The organism is Psychrobacter sp. CoH-33_TS_01 (assembly GCF_058189395.1).
In genome coordinates, this window is the sequence record NZ_JBVGQI010000001.1 from 340,612 (window position 1) to 360,433 (window position 19,822).

Genomic DNA, 19,822 nt, shown 5'->3' on the forward strand with positions numbered 1-19,822 from the left:
TAAGCTATAGGTTGTCATAGTAGCTAAAGTAGTTAAAACTAATAAAATACTTTGAGGCTAAGTGATTTAAACCTCTTATTGTTTATAGTATTGATTGCCGACAACTTGCCAAATGTTACCGAAGACCGCGTAACTATACCAATTCATATTATCCTAATTAGATAGGTCGCCACCATAGCCGGAAGGCACTTAATTTCTGTATGTTTAGCATATGACGCCAGTCAAGCCACTATATCAAGGAACTTATTAAAATTTATGATAATGGGTTATTTCTCGGCGATGCTATAAGTGTCAGCATCTAGCTGCTCAATATAGTGTTCGTAACTGGGACTGTTGTATAATTTCAGACAAGAAATGAAAATATTATCACCTTCATAGCCTTTAAACGCACTTTGAACGTAATTCTCGTCAATGAAAGAAGCCACTTTATTGTAAGTGGCAAAGCTATGTGAGCCCGTTTGCAGGTAGGCGCTACTAGCTCTTGCATAATCTAAATAAGGTTGACCATTTTTGTCAGTAGTATTTTCCTTCATACAGTAAGCTAAACCATAATTTTTTAATTTTAGTCTAGCCTCTAACAAAGCTTGGCTTTCACTGGCCTGACAGCCTTGAGTGGCTAGAAAACAAAGTGAAATAACGATTGTAGTAGTCTTCCTAATCATCTTAGGTCCTGAAATATACTATATAAAATGAATACCAGTAGTTCTGGTCTTAAGAGAAAATCAGGCTATAGATTTGCTTCTAATTACTAATATGTATTTTGACTGAGGATATTAGTCTATGCTAAAACCATTAGTATATCTAAAACTACCATCAGTTTTTATTTACTGATAGCTTCTTCGTCAAAAAATTTATCATAGAAATAAGTCTTTATATTTTTTCTATATTCTTTAAGGCGTTCAATATCTTTTTTGATTTAGGTTCTATTTTATTGAATTCAGATTTTTTATAAAAGTAACTATAGTGAGTTATTTCTTTATTGGGATTTGATTGGTAAGAAGGCTCTTTTTTTACTACTGTTATATACGGTCTATTTTCATGATCTAGTAATACACTAAACTCTATATTAGTCATACTATCTCCCAGTACTAGTGTGTTGGTTGTTCTAATAAGTGCATACTTACCCTCATATTTAGCATAGATATTGTAATCACTGTATTGAGATATATTTCCAAAGTAATTGTCCTGTATTTCCGAATTCTTAAATATTAGATATACAAGGTTTGTAAACCCTATATTCTTATTTGGTGTGTATTCAACTAATTCATATCCATCTAGATTTATGTATATCTCAATATGGTCTTTAATTCTTTCATCTATGTTTATAGAAATAGCCACAGGAATTTTAGAGTCGTAATAACTTTTTATTAATATAACTGCACCTAGCATAGTTAATACTCCAAACAACAGTACGGTTATTTTGTTATTTTGAAAAATATTCATAATTTCATTATATTTATAAATCTATTTTTAATAATTAATTGGCATGATTCTGATTTTTATGAGACATTGTCTAAATATTTCTTACTTCTTTAGCATCTGGAAAGAGGTGAATTAAAAACGCTACTAGGCATGGAGCTGGCTGGTCCATCGTACCAAGAATGTGAAAATATACTTATCTCTTTAACTTCAACTTTTCCTTCTCCTCCTCTCTTAGAGATAGAGCTTTGAACAGTTGTAATCACTTCAGCTATGTCTTGTATAGGAACGTTAAAAATAAAATGAATATTTTTGTTATACCATGTCGAATTCTCTATATTAGACTATATAGGTAATACTGAAAGTTCTATATATTTTTAACTAATTGTTAATTTCTCTAACATATCAAAGCGACATTCCTTAATGGGATGACTGACCTCTTTAATACCCCATATTTCGTATATGACATTATTATTAATAATGTATGAATGATAATTATATCCATTGTCTAACATTATATTTTTATTAATATTTTCTAGATAACTAGAATATAATTCATTAAATATATCTTTTGATTTTTTGTAATCTCCTGTCACTAAATCAATAGTATCTGTTATTTGACTTTGTTCGGTTTCAGTTAATTTATGTCCATATTTGTTTCTATCAAAAGTATTATTGAAGGAATATATAATGCTGTATATTTGATTTTTTCCCAGTATCCGAATATTCCCTTGAGTATTTTCAAATGTAAAAGTATCTGTATAATACTCATTATCTACAAACTTATCTTTTAACGAACCCCACAAATTTGAGTTTCTTAATGCCTTAACAAAGTCTTCCCTAGCAATGATATTAGTTGGAGATTTTCGCTTTATTCCTGTATCCGGTATGACGGGAACGACCATTTCATATGGCTCTGGAGAGTCTAACGAACAATCTATATTTTTACTCCCCTCATCATTACTTGAATAAGTGAGATCATATTCACCACAGCCTATAAGAGATAATGTGAATATAGTTATTAGTAACCTTTGGATTTTTACCATGATTGCTATTTCCTAGTTTAATAGCTTATAGTCAGTTTTTCTAACCTGTCCAAACGAAACACCTTAATAGGATGATCTAGCTCTTTTATAAAACGAATTTTATATATAATATTATTATCAATGATGTACTAATGATAATTTAGATTATCTTCTAAAAGCTTATTATCTTTGATTTTTTGCAAATATTTTATTTTCAACATACTAATTTACCTTATGTTTATTTGCACATAAACTAACTGATACTTCTATCTTGACGCAAGATATCCCATTGCCATTTAAATAAAGCCCACATATGCCCACTGTAAGAATTTCGTCCTGCACTACTTCTACCACTAGTATCTAGGAAGTACGAATAATCCATTAAATTATCTGTGTAACCTTGATAAAAAATATGTTTAGTAAAGCTGTTACTAGCAAAGGTATGAGGCAAGCTAAAACTATGTCCTAATTCATGAGCGAAAGTATCGAGGTTGGTATTACCTTGATCAAATAATACTACCGCATTACCCCAAACCATTGAAAAGCAGTCTTCCGTAAAACTACAAGCTATATTTTCAAATAAATTTCTCTCGCGGGCCATTGCACTACCTAAGGTAATATATCTACCATCTGTTACTTGATAGTCAGTAAAAATGACAAATGTAATTTTATTGTTACGACCGTTGATTCCTCCATCAGGAACATATCTTTCACTGAAGTGTTCGTACAGCTTTACTATGTCTTCTTTTAAGTCACTACCTCCGCTTCTTGGCACTTTGCCCCCAGGAGGATATTTATTTAGAAAGATTCTGATTTTGTTATTGTTTATATGTCTTGCAACATATTTTTTTCTTTCGTCTATAATATTTAAATATCCTTCACCATTAATTTCACCTCTAACTAAAGCTTGATTAAAAGATCTTTTTTTAAGATAATCCTGATAAGCTGGGGGAGTTGCTACTTTTTGCTGACCTGCCTTAGTACAAAAATGAATGACCTTAATGTTAGCAAGGGGTATATCGCTATTAGGATATATCATTAACACCCCTACGTTACGGCTTGACCCTCCCTTTTTTGCTATCACTTTGACATAGCCTGTATTTCGATTGACGCCAGTAGCCCTTATGTTTATTTTCAACGACTTATCAGCATAATATTTTAAAGTTTTCGTGGATCCTAGTTTCTTGATTTTAACCCCATTTAAAATTAAATCATCAATTGATAGCTTTTTAGGAGTCACTATAATGTTAGGGCTGGCTTCAAATATAATTTCTGTACCGTCTTTAGTTAAAGTCTGATTATCATCTACAGACTCTTGATCCACTTGCAAGTATAAATTCACTCCATTGTAATTTATATTACTTGATGCTAATGGATGAGGACGACTAACTCCTTTCGTACTTGGAAAAATACCTAACCAAGAGGGAATATATGTTGTACTATCATAAGGTCTAATTTCTCTTACTTCAGGTAAAATAGACCCCTTAGGGTTTAGGTGAGTATATTCAGCTTTTAACTCATCAATGTGACCTTTATACAGTTTCTTTTTTACGTTACCTAATTCAGCTATTCTCTCTATATCGTAAACATATTCATCTCTTAGCCAATCAAAGCCATAAGAGCCATCATATCCTCCCCCAGTAGGTCGGCGAAAGTACACCAAAAATTTCCTCATAGGACGACTTATATTAATATTCTCAGATGGATTACCAGTGCGCGTAGTTGCAGAAGATGTTTGACTCATTGTTCTTTCCCTTTTTCTTCATTATGTTGCCAATATAATTCTAGATGAATATCAATTTTATCTTCTTGATCAGAATGAAAACGCTCAGTCCAACCCTTCTCATCCGTGACACCACTATAAGTCTCTTGTTTGGTTTTATTAACGGCAGTATATGGCGTGTTGGCATAGGGAATATCATCATCATCTGAGAATTGATAAGCCAAACTATAAACTCCATTCATTAACGTCTTCTTATTAGGGATTACGTTCGGCAACCCCCCAAGCCCCAACCCATCAAAACCCCCACCAGCCTTACTATGCTTCCCGGCCTTCTCGGTAAATTGCTTCGCCTCAATCGTAATATCACCACCCTCAAGGGTAATACGAGCACCGCCTGCATTCAGCGTTATCTTATTTTTAGCGACTACCTCAACCTCTTTGGTCGACGAGGCGATATTCACGTCTTGCTTAGCGGTGGCTTTAAGCTTGCCGGTATGCGCTGACAGCACGATATTCTCTTTCGCATTGGTCATACTCACGCTGCCATCAGCGATGACATTTAGCGCTTCACTACTGACTTGGGTGTGGGTATCACCACTCGACACCGTCATATTCTGCTGAGTGGTACTGAGCATCTCACCCATACTACGATGCACGATCATAGTCTCGCTGACGTAGCTGCTATCAGCGCCGCTATCAATGAGCGTATAAGGTCTTGAATGATGCGTAGATTGTTCCTGCTCTTTAGCAATGGCCTCTAGCTGGTATTTAATGTCACTATGGCCGTCAACTTGTCGTCCCAAGCCAGTCGACAGTTGCACCAATCGCTCGTTTAGATGCTGACCACCCAGGCTGGTTTGAGTGAGAGTAGGGGTATGCTGCTGATAATCGTGCTCACCCGATTGCTCATGGGTTTGCAGCTGAGTCGAAAGTACCATTGCTTCACCCGACTTAATGGCTACTTGCGCTGAGGTGTTTGCGTTAATGCCTTCTCGCTTAGGACCATTTTCGCTAGCAGGATAGACCACGCCCATCTTTAATGTCGCCCTAACCGCGCTTTCCACATTCAACTGCGAATAAGCTTGCTCGTCGCGGTGGTCGGTCACCCATTCGGACAGTACGCCATCATCCGAATGACGATAGCCACTCTCAATCGCTTGCTCTTCTTCACTAACGAACAGACTGGGTCGAGTAGCGGAGAGTAGACTGCCTGAATTAATTAAGTGCTCGCCATCCCCAATAGATTGCACCATGGTCTGATCATCGGCTCTATGGGTAAAGTGCGTGCCATAGTTCGCGCCTGCTTGCGCCTCTAACCGGTGGATAGGCTGAGCAGGGGCATCCAAGATAAACAGCTTGGTGGGGGTCATATGGTCACGGCTGTCTGTATCTGATTGTGCTTCAGTGATCCCCGTCATCGGCGGTAAGGATTGACGGCTGTACATTGGCCCTACCCAAGGGGTGTCCGCTAGGATCAGTCGCAGCTGAGTAAGGTGACTGCCCGATTCTAAGGTCGAGGCATGGCGCTCGGCATGACGATCACTAATAGTTAAGCCGGTAATGTGGGTCAGCGAGTTGCGAGCTAGATGGACAATACGGGTGGCTCTAAAATGATGGTTGAATGAGGTGTGACCAGTGAGGGTAAACGTATCGGCGACATTCAGATCCGTAGCATGGGCTAAGGCATAATATTGATTGTGTAATGAGGTGAAACTGTCGGCCAAGATAGCGGCATCATCAACACTTTCTGAGTCCGTAACTGGGGCAAAGGCGGCTGGACTATCTAGGGTAAGCTGAGTATCCGTTAATTCACTGCTATATATGACCCTGCTGTCTGATGACTGAACGGGATGGGAGACGCTAGCAGTATTAAAGCGGGACATAGTTACCGAGGCAGGTACGCTCACTACCTTTTGGCTGATCGCTAGTACAGGAGACTGGACGCGGTCATGCAGCACTTGATGGTAGCGAATAGCACCGACGTTGCGACTGATTGCGTCATCGTCACTGGGATAGGCAGTGGTCACGATGAATGATGGCGGGGTGTGCTCTAGCGTTTGCTCATGGCACAGGAAGCCTGTGAATCCCTGCCGAGATAAACGCTCACAGATATGCGCCCAATTGCTCAATTGCCATTGAGTCATGCGGGCGGGCGTCCAATCATGACTAGCGCTGCTATCAGTATCGTCTATAACATTAATAGTGAGGGTTGCTAGGCGCTCGGCAATCATGGTGAGTATTGAGGTGTCGGTATCAACATGACAGTGCGGATACTGATGCAATTGATAGGTAATGGGTTGCGCGAGTAGTCGATAGTAACCAAAGCTGCCATCATGGTCTAACTGGCGGATAGAGATCGTATGAAGGTGTCGATAGGTAATGCCGCTAGGCGTAGCATAGCTGATGGTGAGCGGTGCTCCGATGAGATGGGTAAGCGGGGTAAACGGTGGATGGTGGCGCTCATGGATATACACATGCAGTAGGTAACTGTCGATGCTGTGTTGATGGTTTTGCTTGGTACCATTCGGGTTGAGTAGCTGAATAATCTCCGCTTCGTCACGGGCTTGTATGAGTTGTTGCCGCCAACTGCTATGCTGATTTATATCTAGCCTGGCACTAGAGTAGGGCGCTTGAGTGCTGCCTTCGCTAGCATAGAGCCTATCGAGGTGCATGGGGATCGGAGTATTGAGTAAGCTAAGCATAACCATCATCCGTTTATAAGTTATTTAAATCGTGGGTTAGTCGCCGACAGTAAATTCAATGCGGCGGTTGCGCATGCGACCCTCGTTGGTGTTGTTGCTAGCAATGGGATCTCGATCGCCTTTTCCCGCAGTGCTAAGGCGGGAGGCATCAATGCTACGGCCGATAAGGTATTGCTTGACGGCTTCTGCGCGTTGATTAGACAGGACTAGATTGGCACTAGGGTTGCCGACATTATCGGTATGACCAATAATAGTGACGGGCTTGTCGCCGACCCTTTGCAACGCACTGGCCATATCATCCAATATACCTAGTCCTGTAGGCGTTAGGGTGGCGCTACCTGACTCAAATTCGATAATACGGTTGTCCAAAGTATTGTCGATCAGTTGTTGCTCACCTTTCGTGACGACCAGTTGGTTGTCGAGTTGGTACAAATCAGTCAGGCGGCTATGAATGCGATTTTGGATAGCCTGTTTTTGTTCGGCACTGTCGATTTTCCCGTGCAAGCTAATAAGGGTGCCATGAATATCAATACGCCCTTGGCGGATAGCGGCTATATCACTATCAATAATGGCACTAGCAACCTGTTGCCAATTGGTAGGGATACTAATATTAGCGCGCACTTCTACCTCATCTCTAACGGGTTTATTAGGATACTGCGCTTTAAGCTTGTCTAGCAGTTGCTGCTTGTCCGAAGAGGTCGCGACGACGCCTTTAATCACCACTGGGATATCCTGCCGCTCAGTAGTGATAGGTAAATCGCCATGGGCTGTAAATACTACTGCGCTCATTAGCAGAGCTACTATGGCTTTAGTGATGATTGCGACCGAGGGCGCTACCTCGCTAATGATTCCGCGCCACATCGGGGCAATGGTGACTGGGATAGATTTGGTCTCTAATCGCTGCAAAAACATAACGAACCCTTTAGGTAAACACCGTTAACTAACGTGGAGATTTGATAGCACAGACTCTCTGTCTACTGTGCTAGGAATATTTGTTTAAACAGTTGCCTGGCGTCATACAGGTTCAATTGCTCCGACTGCAGCAGCTTTTGGAAGCGACTCAATCCAATGTCGTCTGCAATATACCCTTCTGTCCAGTTACTATCGTCCATACTGATCCAGCCATCCGGTAAGGCATTATCCAAAGTGGGCAATTGACTGAGTAATTGACCATTCGGCTCGTTGAAGCTAAGCACCATCCGATAGCGTTTGCCACTAGAGAATAGATAAGTATTCAAGCACAGCTCATGAGATCGATAGAAGCCATGCAGCAAGTCGTGCCAAAAGGTCGCCAACTGGACGGCGCTATTTTTATCAGAGCCCAACGACCAGCAGAGGGTTTTATTAAGACCGTTAAAACCTTTGGCTAACGTGGGTAGAAATAGCAGACCTGTCGCAATAATTTGCCGGATCAGTTGCGCCTTACTTTGGCTCAACAGTTGGGCGATACGCTCTAAAGTCGTCGTATTAATAAAGTCGTAATAATGGGTACTAGCATGACTATCGATAGGCATATCAAACTCACTTAACGCTTTGATAGCTACGACGTTATCAGTTTGGTCACGGGCCATAGTTAATACTTGGTAAACCCTGTCCCAAGGTGCTAAAGATTTAATCGGCAAATAGTTCATCCAGGTTTTGGGTTTATCCAGATAGCAGACCCCAAAGCCAATCAGAGGATAATGGCGTTGGCTACTATCCTGGCTAGGAATCATCACACCCGTAATAATCTGCTTGGTGAGGGTATCGATATGGCTAAAGTTAATGATAGGGTTAGTCTCTAGCCAATGGCTATTCTCTAACCCGCTGTTGGCATTGACTACAGCTTGGCTCACCCAATCATCGATAGCCTTAATTTCAGTAAGATGCGACTTTGACCTGACAAAATCGCCTCGCGAGGGCAACTTGCCAAAGTAGACCAGCGGTAAGGTAGCCGGCATCATGATGTGGGTTCCTGCTGAGAGGGAACATTAGGCGAGGCCATGGTCTCTGGAGTAGCTGAGCTAGTCAAACTTTCAGGGGGAGTTGCTAGGGTAGTCACTGGGTTAGTACTATCCGCTTGAGCAGTATCAGAGGGAATTGTTGGCGTAGAAGTGGTAGTGATGGGTTTGGCACTACGAGTGACGCCTAGTCCTATGACCGCTTCAGGTAGCTTCATCCCCGTAAAAGGATTGCTCGATTGACTTTGGCCAGCTGACTGACGGCTGCCACTAATAATCCTAAAACGGACCGGGATAGTGATACCTTCTCCTGACCAGGTCATTTCAAAGACATCGTCGCCAAGCTCGGTTCGAGTCGCTGAATTAATCAGTCTCTCAACGCCAAAGCTGCCGGCCTCCTCAAAGATAGCGTAGTCTCTACCATCATAATCTTTTGCCCGAATACTGGCCCCCGGCTGCCGGCTGGGATTGGGCCAGACAAAGGTAGTCCAGGCTTGGGTGCCCATACGATAGCGCAACTGTTGCCCATCGACCACGATGGTGTATTCAGTGAGCCCGCTGACGGGTAATGGCATGATTTGGAATGTCGTCTGATTGGCGGCAGCACTGCCGGTAGATACCGCGTTGCTGCTAGCACGATTGCTCCCCGTATAGTTGGTAAAGTAGCGACCAAAATTAGCGACGAATTTAGGACTCAGCCCCAAGCACGCCCCATTCCAGATTTTGCTAGAGATTTGGTCACCTCGGCGGATAATAAAAGGCGATAGCGTCTCATTGACGAACTTCGCGACATAGCCGTCTTCCCCAAAAAACTGGCCTATTTCAGCGGATGTCGCTTCAAGGTTAGCGTTAGCTGTAAACGGATATTTGCTGGCAAGGTTACTATTAAAAGGCTTGTAAACTTGTGCTTGCCAGACTTTATTAATCTCAGATTTAGTGGGCTCAAGCAACATAGTAAATGAGCGAGTAAGCGGCTCACTAAGTAGCGGCCGAATGATTTGCTTCATAGTAGAGTTCGCTTGGCTAAGTATTTGCTCGTCCAGAATTTGTAGCGATTTGGTCAGCTCGGAGCCGTCCGGACTGAGCGTTTGTGACGCAAAGAGTAGGGCATCTGGACCAATATCATCACTGCGGGCGATGTTATTAAATCTCGTCCTGATACTGCCTAAGCTGGTGAGATAATTGTCCAATAAAGACAGCCCCTGATTGTCTTCTCTCGGCGTGACTAAGGTATGGATAGCGGCGAACTCTTGCGCGATGACCCCTGAACTAGCAGGGGTAGCGGGGGCTGCTTCAGTGTCACTCACTGAGTTGGCGTTCGTCATAGCCGCTTCTGCCTGTCTAAGTTCTGCAGGGCTTTGGCGCAGAATAGTCTGCTTAAACCAATTCACAAAAGAGCGTCTAGACTTACTCCCATTAGCAGTGGACGTACTAGCCGCTATATTATCCCACTGCGTCTGCCGGTCGACCGTCTCGTAAAGGGTCTTTAAGGGAGAGGATTCCCTATCAGAGAGTTGATTTAACAAGGCAGCGTGGTCATCAAAGCCTTCGCTGTCTCGGACATAAACTTGCGATAAAAAGCGCTGCCATTCTTCAATATAGTCTTGCTTATAGCGGCTGACTAAGTATTGACGGATTTGCTCTGGGCTACCTGTCAGAGTCAAGTCGTTTTGACTGCTGGTCGCCAATACCCAGTCATCTGCCACAATTCTGTTAGTAGCCGCCTGATCAATTTGCTCGCTAACAAAGCTATCCCAAGCCTGCTTGGTGAAAGTCCCTGAGACCACATAGCTACCGAGTAGCGTCTCACTATTTTTATTTTGAGTCTCTTGGGTAATCTGGGCCACTGTGACCGAGGGGAATCGAGCAGAAGCCCGCATTTTAATCTCTGAATAGACCCGTTCACGCGCGGGCATCCCTTTGCTAGCGGCGGCTAAGTTACTGCGCGTTTTATCGACCAAGCCGAGGTCATTTTGTAGTAAGGGGAAGTTAGGGTCATTAATGTGATCGAGAGAAAAGCTCAGGATGCGATCAGCTTGACGAATCATTTTGTCCCGCGGCATATCCGCTCGGTTGGCCTCTAACCAATGTCGCCAAAAACGCGTCATTTGATCACTTAAATGACTGCTCTCAAGGTGCTCATGATTGCCGAGCATCAGGTAGGCCTTTAACGCATTATAAGCATCCTCGACATCGGTAGGGTCAGATAGGATATAAGTGTCCGTATTCACAGAGGGCGTGACGTCAGCATCTGGGCTGGTACTCTTGTCATTAACTTGTAAGTCATCGGCATTGAGATTTACTTCAGTTAAAAACTTTTCAATATTTTGTTGGGTAGGGTCTAGGATGATAACGCTGATGCCATTGAAGTATTCTGCTAGCAGCTTTTGTTTTAGCTTATCACCTTGATAGAGACCTAAGCCTAGCTTTAATGGCTGCTTTTCTTCATAGCCTTCGAGTTGTTCAATGCGGCTTTGTAAGATCTCTAGTGACTTAAGCTGTGACGGCAAATCACCGTTAGCCTCTTGTTGAATCTCTGCCACCTGCTGCAAGTCCGCTTCGACGCGGCTGATAAGTTGCTTATTATTAGTATAAGACCACGTCCATAGCCCAGTGGTAACGCATAACAGGACTACTGAGGCTAGGGTTGCCAGGGCGCGGTAACTGCGTTTATTACGGTTTTTATGCTGCTTAACTAAGTGCTTATCTTTAAGAATAACTTTTGAAAATAAGTCATGCAAAAAGTAGGGCTCATCATTGATTTTTTGTGAATTATCTAGCGGCACCACAGGTGGATGTAGGTCATAATTTTGCACCATTTGCAGGGTCATCTGGCTATTAACCTGACCTTCCTGCAGAGCACTAGTGAAATAAAACCCCCGCAAGATGGGCTTAAACTGAAAGGGGTTGTCTTCAAATAACGCGTGCATGAGTGTTCTAATCACGGGTCGCAGCGATTGAAACTCCATAGGGAAAGTCATCAGGCTAGGAGAGACGGTACGCTGATGGCGTAAGGAGAGTTTAGTGGTACTTAAGTCTTTCAGCCCATTGACTAACACATTAAAGTGCTCGGCAAAGACGTCATCAATATTGATCGCATCGGGGTTATCAGGGTAAGGAATGGTCGCCCCCCACACCTGATTTCGCTCTTCCTGCTCGTAATCATTAAAGAAATCACGAAAGCCTGAGACTAAATCCATCTTGGTAAAGACCACATAGACTGGCGCATATACTTCCAACTGTTCTGTCAAATCCTGAACACGACTGCGTAAATTTTTGGCTAAATCTAGCGCATAATTGGGATCGTTCTTGGTTAGCTCAGCGATACTGACAGCAATGATAATGCCGTTAATGGGGGCTTTAGGTCGATTCTTTTTAAGCAGGTTTAAAAAGGCCAACCACTCGGAGCGGTCATCTTCATAAGCAGAGTAACGCCCAGCAGTATCTAGTAAAATGCCTTCGGTAGAAAAAAACCAATCACAATGACGGGTGCCACCAACCCCTTTAACCGACAGCTGATTGGTCTTTTCCATAAAGGGAAATTTAAGACCAGAGTGGAGAACCGCTGAACTCTTACCCGCGGCGGGATTACCAATGACCATATACCAAGGGAGCTCATAAAGCGCTGCCCGACCGGTTTCGTCGCCCAGTTTAGACTTACGAATGGTCTTGATAGCCTCCTGCATTTGCTGACGCAATGCCTGTACTTCCAGAGCATCCTCATTTTTATTCGTTGCTACAGTTAGCTCACTACCTTCAACATTATCTAGACTGCTCTCATTCACCAGCTCAGCCAGCTCAGCCGCGGCCCTTTTTCGCCGCTTGATTACGATGTAAATGACCATGCCTACTGTAAAAGCTATTACTACGCCTGCGACAATCAGCAAAAAGTGATTGAAGGCAACGTAATCGTACAGTAAGACCAGGGCGACTATGGTACCCAAGACCAACAAGACTCTTGGGTTATAAAGCAGATAAAAAAACCTCGAAAGCATACTTACAACCTAATAGAAATAAATGAACTTGTGGTCATGAGAGATCCTCAGGAATTTTTTATGGTGTCCACTTGCCAAAGTAAGCAGGAACTATTGTGCTGAGTGATCAAAAAGGCGATGTCTGACTCTTGTTCAATAATTTTACTCAAATCAATAAATAAAGAAATACTAATTAAACTCTTTAGATAAAAGCTATAAAGGTCATAATGCCCTAAATTATAATCGTTGACCAGTACCCCTTTTGCCCTTATAGCATCTGAAATTTGCATAATTTCAGATAAATCATAAGGTTGTTTTAATGGATTAATGTCTGATAAAAAATAAATATTTTTATCCATTAGGGAGTTGGTAATAGAGGAGGCTTCATCATAAGCAGACCTAAGTTCATTGTTATTACTGGCTAAAGGGCCGCCTTTATTGGGCTGGTTGTCTAAGTTATCTGCGGGTATTCCAGAGTCTGTTAGATAGTGGGCTATTTTTTTAAGGGTATGTAAGTACTGCTGCCGCGCAGGTTTACTCTCAGCAAAGTCGAATGGCGTCAAGGAATAGCGGCATTCAGGAATGAGGGCGTCGTTTATAGCCAATATTTTTTGTGCCGCTTCATTCCAAGCCAGTACTAGTACGCCAGTTTCGCTAGGGACTTTATAAGTCGGATCATAAGTAAGACTAGCCGTAATGTGGTGCTCAGCGAGCCACGTAGCATTGGTCTGTGACTCTGCAGCGAGACACAATGAAATCTCAGGCGCGGTCTGCTGAGACATAGTAATTAGGTGCTCAGCGAGGATTGAATCCGCTTGGCAGGTTGCTGCTGAGTCAAGTTCGATAGCAGTAATAACCAGTAGCGATTCAGCAATAGAGTACTCAGCGAGGCGAGTAGTTACGTAGGCTTTTACGGCATCAATATCAGTAGTGAGTGGCACAAATAGCTTTATAGACAGTTGGGTGAGAAAGGGGTGAGTAGCCCTAATGTCATCCTCTGTCCCGTCAGCGCTGTTTGCAATATAAGATTGTTGCCAATCAGGATGAATGCTAATCGCTGAGTTAGGTGTTTCGCTATACCGTTGCGCTGGGTCGACGAGGCACTCTGCAATAGCGCTAAGCGTTAGCTCGCTCAAAGTGAGTAGCTCGTCAATAATCATGCATAGTCTGTGAGTGACCTTAATAGCGTTGGGAGAGCTCTGCTGCTCAGCTACTTCTAAAGCTGTGTTATCGCCTAAAGCCGTGTCATCCACATATGGAATGTGATTGTCTAAGTCGCTATTGTCAAGATAGCCTATGGGCTTGATCAGTACGGGCAATTGATTCTCATCCAATAACTCATCACTTAACACCGTTAAATCCTCAGTATTAGCAATAATTTCAGACCAACTTTGACCCTCGGGCAAACAAAGACTGCTGTGTAGATAAAGCGCCAGAGAGTCAGGAGCCGTATCCGATTTTTCTTTAGCGGAGACCGTGAAGGGGTGCTGTTTTTGTTTTTCTACTCTTTTTAGTCGCCACTGGAGCGCTAAAATAAAAATAATAAAGACGATAGGGATGACCATGAACCAAACAATAAACGGGTTAGAGTCAAAAGCCATGGCATTGATTTTGAAGTATATCCAAACGATAAATAGGTAAGCCACTATGATTGTTATCACAGCGTAACGCCCCAAGGCCGATACATATTTCATAGCCACCGACGAGACTCCTTTTGCATAAGTTCGATAATTGTTTATAATAAAATAATTAAAGTTAGTTTATTAAAATTAAACAAACTGTACTAGCTAATTTAAAATAAAAAATTAAAGGTTGTTTGATTCAGATGGGTAAAAGCAGTAAAAGCTCTTGAAGGCGTATTGGTTTGAAGGTGATTTAGAGAGGTTTTAGCAGTCGCTTTGACTGATGGATTTTAAGGGATGACTAAGTTGAAGAGTATGACTTAGCTATTGCATTGGCCCTAAGGCAATATGAGACTGCGGAATTTTGGAGACGCTCGTACTGACATTATGATGTATTTATCGGTCGTTATTTTTACCCTTATTTCAATTGTCGTCGTCATTGGACTCTTTGATTATCCGCTATTAAAGGCGTCTATTCGCCATCTATATGGTCAGGTAAAGGTCTTTGAAGGCAAAGGTTGGAAACAGGGGTTTAAGAGGCATGGCCCAAGACAGTCTCCGTATTTAACGACTGACCATAAGCCACGAAAATCACCAAGATTACGGCATGACTGGGGAAAGAAAATAAGCCGATGGCCACTAGTCCCTACCGTCACTACTTTGCTCATTATGGTCACTGCAGGAGGGTGCTACTTACTTTATCAGCACAGCGCTTTAGAGGTTTACCATGCCCAAGAGACGCCTGCTGCTACCATTAATCCTCAGGTGACGCAACTGCTAAAAGGAGAAAGATTACGACCACCGTCAGCACCGCCAGCAGCATTATTTGCTGAATTAGAAGCTGAGCTAGCGAGCTATCAAGCGGCACAAGTAGGTGGTGCTTATTTAGGAGAGGGTGATTGGCCAGAAGCAACGACTGCTACTATTATTCATGGTCCCCCTATGAATGGATCATTAACTGATGGCTCATTAACAGACGCTCCGCTAGTGACTAGGGGACCAGGTTTAACACCGTTCACCAGTCCCGTTAAAAGTAGCGGTCATTCTGGTGATATGTTGGCAGTGCATTTGAGCAGTGGTCATATCAACATCAAAAATGCGGATAGGAACTGGAACAAGATGAATTCAGAGTTCGTGCAGCGAATGTTGACCGTCTATAAAATCATGCGCGATCAATATGGCTATGAAATGGTGTTGTTAGAGGGCTATCGCAGCCCGCAACGGCAAGCTCGACTGCTTAAAAAGGGTACCAATGTGACCAAAGCAGGCTCGTATAAAAGTTATCATCAGTTTGGTCTAGCTGGAGACAGTGCCTTTATTAGAAACGGCAAGATTGTAATCTCAGAGAGAGACCCCTGGGCTATGCGAGGCTATCAGTTGTACGGAAAAGTAGCCAAGTCAGCCGGTCTAATCTGGGGTGGAGACTGGCGAATGCAGGATTTGGGTCATGTCGAACTGCGTAAGAAAGGGGTGTTGGGTAGGCCTAAAATGGCAGAGATATTAACCAAACAATAGGTATTGGCCTAGGATTAAAAATTTAATTAGCAAAAATATTAATAATAATAAATTAAATATTAGGCGTTAGCTTATGAGTGCTGCACAGCGAGTTTTTATAGTTATTATGATGTGGGGAGGGGTACTTGGTAGTGTGTTATCGGGCTGTACGGTGGATAAAGCACTGCAGCCTGGGGATGACCAATCGACTTCTAGCATCACCGCATTAGTAAACCCTAACGTCGTAAAGTCTCTTGATAACGAGTCACTTGATAAAAAGTCACTTGATAAAAAGTCATTTGATAAAAAGTCATTTGATAACGAGTCACTAGATAAGACGGCAAACGATAAGACAACCGTCTTGTTAGCTCCGCCTGCCAGTAGTGACGAGCTAAAGGCCCTTCAGTCACAACTTGCTAGTCAGCAAGAGCGCCTTGATCAGCTAAATATGGCGCAACAAGCCTTGCAGGATAAGTTAAAAAGGCTGCGGCTTACCTTACAAGTTAACCCTTTAGCCAATGCTAATGCAGGCCTTACCAAGCAAGGAATGGCCAGCTCCGCTAGCGTGGCTTTTTTGGAAGACGAAAGCCAGTTCACCGACATCGAAGCACGCACTGCTAAGGAGGTTGCGCTGATCCCTGGGCGGAGCGCGGAGGTCATCTTAAACCTCCCCCAAGAGGCAACTTACTTAGCTATTAAGGTCGGTTTGCGCCATACCCAAAAACGCTCGCAGTTTTTATTGCCCCTGACCAGTATCAACTTCGATAGCCCGCTCGCTCTAACGATTGGGGCCTGTGACGTGCAGATTACTGCCGGCATCGATCCTACCCTCACCCCAACCTTCACTAGCAAACTTGAATATTATCAGCAGCCGCTCGTGCGCTGCCAGTAGGAGATCATTTTGAGTCATCATCGAGTATTATGGGGAGAAGGGCTGTTCTTACGGCCGCAACATTTTCAATTGCAAGATACGTATCATCAAACCCAGCGGGCGCTGAGTATGCAGCTTTTACACCCGTATGCGTACGGGGTAGTAGACAGTCAATTAGACCATCAACTCTTAGAGAGCAATTTACTAAATCTTCAGTCGCTCTACTGTGTGTTACCGGATGGTACGCTTTATCAAGCCCCAAGGACGGATGGGTTGCCAAAGGCAGTCAATCTTGATGGCCAAGATACCCGTGATGAGGTGTTTGTCTTTTTGAGTTTGGAGCTCCTCCATAGCGGGGGCGACAATATCCAGTCTGCAGATAACGACAATCCAACCCGCTTTGCTCGGGGGGCCACAGAAGCGCCGGACCTCTATAGCCAAGCAGCGGAAGCAGTCATTGATACCATTAAATTATCACCAACGCTTCAGTTGAGCCATTCGTCGCAACCCCCAGGCAAAGATACGGTTTCCGTATTAATAGCCAAGCTGACACGGACCACCCAAGGCATTTATCAAGTTGATGAAGATTACATCGTCCCTAGCGTCCATATCGCGAGCAATCCTGCCTTACTGAGTCAAGTTTATCGTTTGATGACGATGATTAATACAAAAGCATCTGCCTTGTATGATCATCATCGCCAGACCAATAATGATTTGCTCGAGTTTAGATCGTCAGACATTGCCTCATTTTGGCTGCTACACGCCCTAAATACGGCTTACTCTCAACTTAGTCATCTCTATAACAACCCTAAGCTGCATCCCGAGCGGCTATTTGAAGCCCTATTAAGTGTGGCTAGCCAACTGACTACTTTTAGCTCGCTCTACCAAGTGAGTGACCTGCCACAGTACCAACATAATCAGGCTCATGAAGCCTTTGTTGGTATCATCAGTATCATCCGCGAGCTACTCAATACCGTGATTGCTAGTAACTTTATCTCGATTCCACTACAGCAAACCAAGCCCTCCTTTTATCTCGGCGAGCTTAGCAGCGACAAAATTACTCGCAATTCACAACTTTATCTCTCGGTCAGTTCGTCAGTCCCAATGCATGAGCTGATTGATCTAGTGCCCAGACGATTTAAAGTGGCTACGCCGGACGGGGTGGAAAAGCGAGTCTTATCTGCTCTCCCAGGGCTGCCCGTCTCGCATGTGACCCAGGTCCCGAGTGCTATTCCCGTCCGACCTGGCTTTAGCTATTTCACTATAGAGCCCATCGGGGCCTTATATGATGAAATGATGAAAGCGGAGTCTATTTGTATCTATGTTCCAAATGGTTTTGATGATTTAAAACTTGAGTTGATGGCCATCGTTCAGTAGCTATTGTTGCATCTATTTATTAGTTTAGAAGTCTACAGTTAGAATAAGTGCTCTACTGGTTTCGTTACCGTAAAGTGATAGGTCGTCATCCAGTCAATAGAATCATAATATCTACCGCCATCTACATGAGATGATCGGCCGCCAACTTGATAAGTATTAGGGAGCTCTATGTCAGTGAACCATACGCCAAGTCCCGCACCCTCGTTATTGGATTCAGGCGAGGTGGCCTCTAAAGTCTCTGTCGAGGGACTAAACCGACGTCTGAGCAGTCAGTCACTCGTAGATATTATGTACGACGGCTTTTATTTAGTCTTCCTACTGCGCAATCATTACTTTAGTACCGAGCCTGCGCAATTTAGACAAAAGATTTATGACTTTTTAGATAAATTCGAAAGTAATGCTCGCAAAAAAGGCTTTGTGTCTGAAGATCTCCATGAGGCTAAGTACGCCTACTGTGCGCTCATCGACGAGACTATTATGACGTCGCAGGAGCCAGAGTTTGAAAACTTAAAAAACGCCTGGGAGCTCTACCCTTTACAGTTAGATCTATTTGGCTCGCAAGTAGCAGGTGATGAGTTTTTCGATAGATTAGACCGTTTGCGAGAACAAGGGGAGCGGCATCTTCCGGCCTTAGAAGTCTATCACTACGCAATGCTGCTAGACTTTCAAGGTCGCTATCGCTTAGAGGCCCCTGAGAAGATTCGCTATCTTATCTCACGCTTAGGCGATGAAATTGAGCATTTGCGGGGTAACAAAAGTGAATTTTCACCTTTTTGGGCTATCCCTGATCAAATCAAACATACCCTCTCTAGCGAGACCCCTTTATGGGTTATCTTACTGGTAGTCGGCATATTACTAGCCTCAATCTTTGGCTTTATGTCCTACTTCATGGACAGACAAGCTACCGAGCACCTGGCAGGCTATAACCATATTATTCAAGATAATAAAGAACAGATTCATATCTCTATATTCTTACCTTAAATAGACAAGGTAACTGATTCTTAGGGTAGGGTGAACCTAAAATATTGGCGGTATAGGGATATTACGGACTTTTCTTCATTAGTCATCCACTATCATAAGCATTCGATATAGGAGGAAGCTATGGCAGCGTATATTACCGTCGGCGCCAAGACCAGTCACGGCGGCACCGTCATTTCGGGATCAGCGCATACTTTGCATAATGGTATTTCTGTCGCGCGAGTAGGCGATAAGGTCTCCTGCAAAAAGTGCAAGAAGGTAGTGACCATTGTGACCGGAGACCCTTCTTATGTGGTCGACGGTCAGCCGATCGCACGCCATGGCGACTTAACGGATTGTGGCTCTAAGCTACTGGCTAGTCAGCAAGCGTTTGCGGAGTCGGATTTTACAGTGATGGGGGTTAAAGCCGCGGTTAAGCGATAAGCTCAGTATCCTACTAACGGGACAAATAATAATGATGACGAATAAGGGACCTCAATTAAGATTTAGCTTTTAGAGGACAAGACGCAGGAGCCTTTAATAGACTTAAATTAAACGCCAATTTTTTAAGATTGCTCACTAAAAAAGGCTGGTTTTGAGTCCATGGCCTCTTTTGACTGTCTTGAGTTGATGAAGAAGAGGTAAAAAGGGACTTGGAGTATTTGAATGATCAAGTCAACTTTGGCAGCAACCCTACGGCGGTGACACTCTGGAAGCA

General features: G+C 43.2%; 14 protein-coding genes. 5 read left to right on the top strand and 9 right to left on the bottom strand.

The window, feature by feature from the left end; genetic code table 11:
- Window positions 1-266: 266 nt before the first annotated feature.
- From ACZ2XM_RS01460 to ACZ2XM_RS01500, 9 genes are all read right to left on the bottom strand, one after another.
- On the bottom strand, window positions 267-662 hold the full coding sequence (locus tag ACZ2XM_RS01460) for a T6SS amidase immunity protein Tai4 family protein (RefSeq protein WP_490587934.1): 396 nt from the start codon (window positions 660-662) through the stop codon (window positions 267-269).
- Between the two features lie 208 nt (window positions 663-870).
- Window positions 871-1,389, bottom strand: a complete 519-nt coding sequence (locus ACZ2XM_RS01465; RefSeq protein ID WP_490598316.1) for a hypothetical protein — start codon at window positions 1,387-1,389, stop codon at window positions 871-873.
- A gap of 407 nt (window positions 1,390-1,796) precedes the next feature.
- Window positions 1,797-2,465 carry a hypothetical protein gene (locus ACZ2XM_RS01470; RefSeq protein WP_490587932.1) on the bottom strand — a complete coding sequence of 223 codons (669 nt, stop codon included), beginning with the start codon at window positions 2,463-2,465 and terminating at the stop codon, window positions 1,797-1,799.
- A gap of 232 nt (window positions 2,466-2,697) precedes the next feature.
- Window positions 2,698-4,188: a zinc-dependent metalloprotease family protein gene (locus ACZ2XM_RS01475; protein ID WP_490587931.1), complete on the bottom strand. Its 1,491-nt coding sequence runs from the start codon at window positions 4,186-4,188 to the stop codon at window positions 2,698-2,700.
- Window positions 4,185-6,869, bottom strand: a complete 2,685-nt coding sequence (locus ACZ2XM_RS01480) for a DUF2345 domain-containing protein (RefSeq protein WP_490587930.1) — start codon at window positions 6,867-6,869, stop codon at window positions 4,185-4,187. The genes ACZ2XM_RS01475 and ACZ2XM_RS01480 overlap by 4 nt, the downstream gene beginning before the upstream one ends.
- Window positions 6,870-6,905: 36 nt before the next feature.
- A complete protein-coding gene (locus ACZ2XM_RS01485; RefSeq protein WP_490587929.1) occupies window positions 6,906-7,781 on the bottom strand; it encodes an OmpA family protein in 876 nt (291 codons plus the stop codon).
- A gap of 62 nt (window positions 7,782-7,843) precedes the next feature.
- Window positions 7,844-8,812: a type VI secretion system-associated protein TagF gene (gene tagF / locus ACZ2XM_RS01490; protein ID WP_490587928.1), complete on the bottom strand. Its 969-nt coding sequence runs from the start codon at window positions 8,810-8,812 to the stop codon at window positions 7,844-7,846.
- Complete coding sequence (gene tssM / locus ACZ2XM_RS01495; RefSeq protein ID WP_490587927.1) at window positions 8,809-12,804, bottom strand: type VI secretion system membrane subunit TssM; 3,996 nt, start codon at window positions 12,802-12,804, stop codon at window positions 8,809-8,811. Before tssM ends, tagF begins: the two co-directional genes overlap by 4 nt.
- A gap of 47 nt (window positions 12,805-12,851) precedes the next feature.
- Window positions 12,852-14,477 (bottom strand): hypothetical protein, encoded by a 1,626-nt coding sequence (locus ACZ2XM_RS01500; protein ID WP_490587926.1) that lies wholly within the window; start codon window positions 14,475-14,477, stop codon window positions 12,852-12,854.
- 276 nt (window positions 14,478-14,753) lie between these two features.
- On the opposite strand from ACZ2XM_RS01500, the gene ACZ2XM_RS01505 reads away from it, so the two are divergent.
- The 5 genes from ACZ2XM_RS01505 to ACZ2XM_RS01525 all read left to right on the top strand — a co-directional run bounded on the left by ACZ2XM_RS01505 (window position 14,754) and on the right by ACZ2XM_RS01525 (window position 19,548).
- Window positions 14,754-15,920: a M15 family metallopeptidase gene (locus ACZ2XM_RS01505; protein WP_490587925.1), complete on the top strand. Its 1,167-nt coding sequence runs from the start codon at window positions 14,754-14,756 to the stop codon at window positions 15,918-15,920.
- 73 nt (window positions 15,921-15,993) lie between these two features.
- A complete protein-coding gene (locus tag ACZ2XM_RS01510; protein WP_490587924.1) occupies window positions 15,994-16,791 on the top strand; it encodes a hypothetical protein in 798 nt (265 codons plus the stop codon).
- A gap of 9 nt (window positions 16,792-16,800) precedes the next feature.
- Window positions 16,801-18,147, top strand: coding sequence for a type VI secretion system baseplate subunit TssK (gene tssK / locus ACZ2XM_RS01515; RefSeq protein ID WP_490587923.1), 1,347 nt, complete (start codon window positions 16,801-16,803; stop codon window positions 18,145-18,147).
- A gap of 168 nt (window positions 18,148-18,315) precedes the next feature.
- Complete coding sequence (gene icmH / locus ACZ2XM_RS01520; RefSeq protein ID WP_490587922.1) at window positions 18,316-19,128, top strand: type IVB secretion system protein IcmH/DotU; 813 nt, start codon at window positions 18,316-18,318, stop codon at window positions 19,126-19,128.
- A gap of 120 nt (window positions 19,129-19,248) precedes the next feature.
- The gene (locus ACZ2XM_RS01525) at window positions 19,249-19,548 is read left to right on the top strand and encodes a PAAR domain-containing protein (protein WP_490587921.1); all 300 of its coding nucleotides are present in this window, start codon (window positions 19,249-19,251) and stop codon (window positions 19,546-19,548) included.
- Window positions 19,549-19,822: the final 274 nt, after the last annotated feature.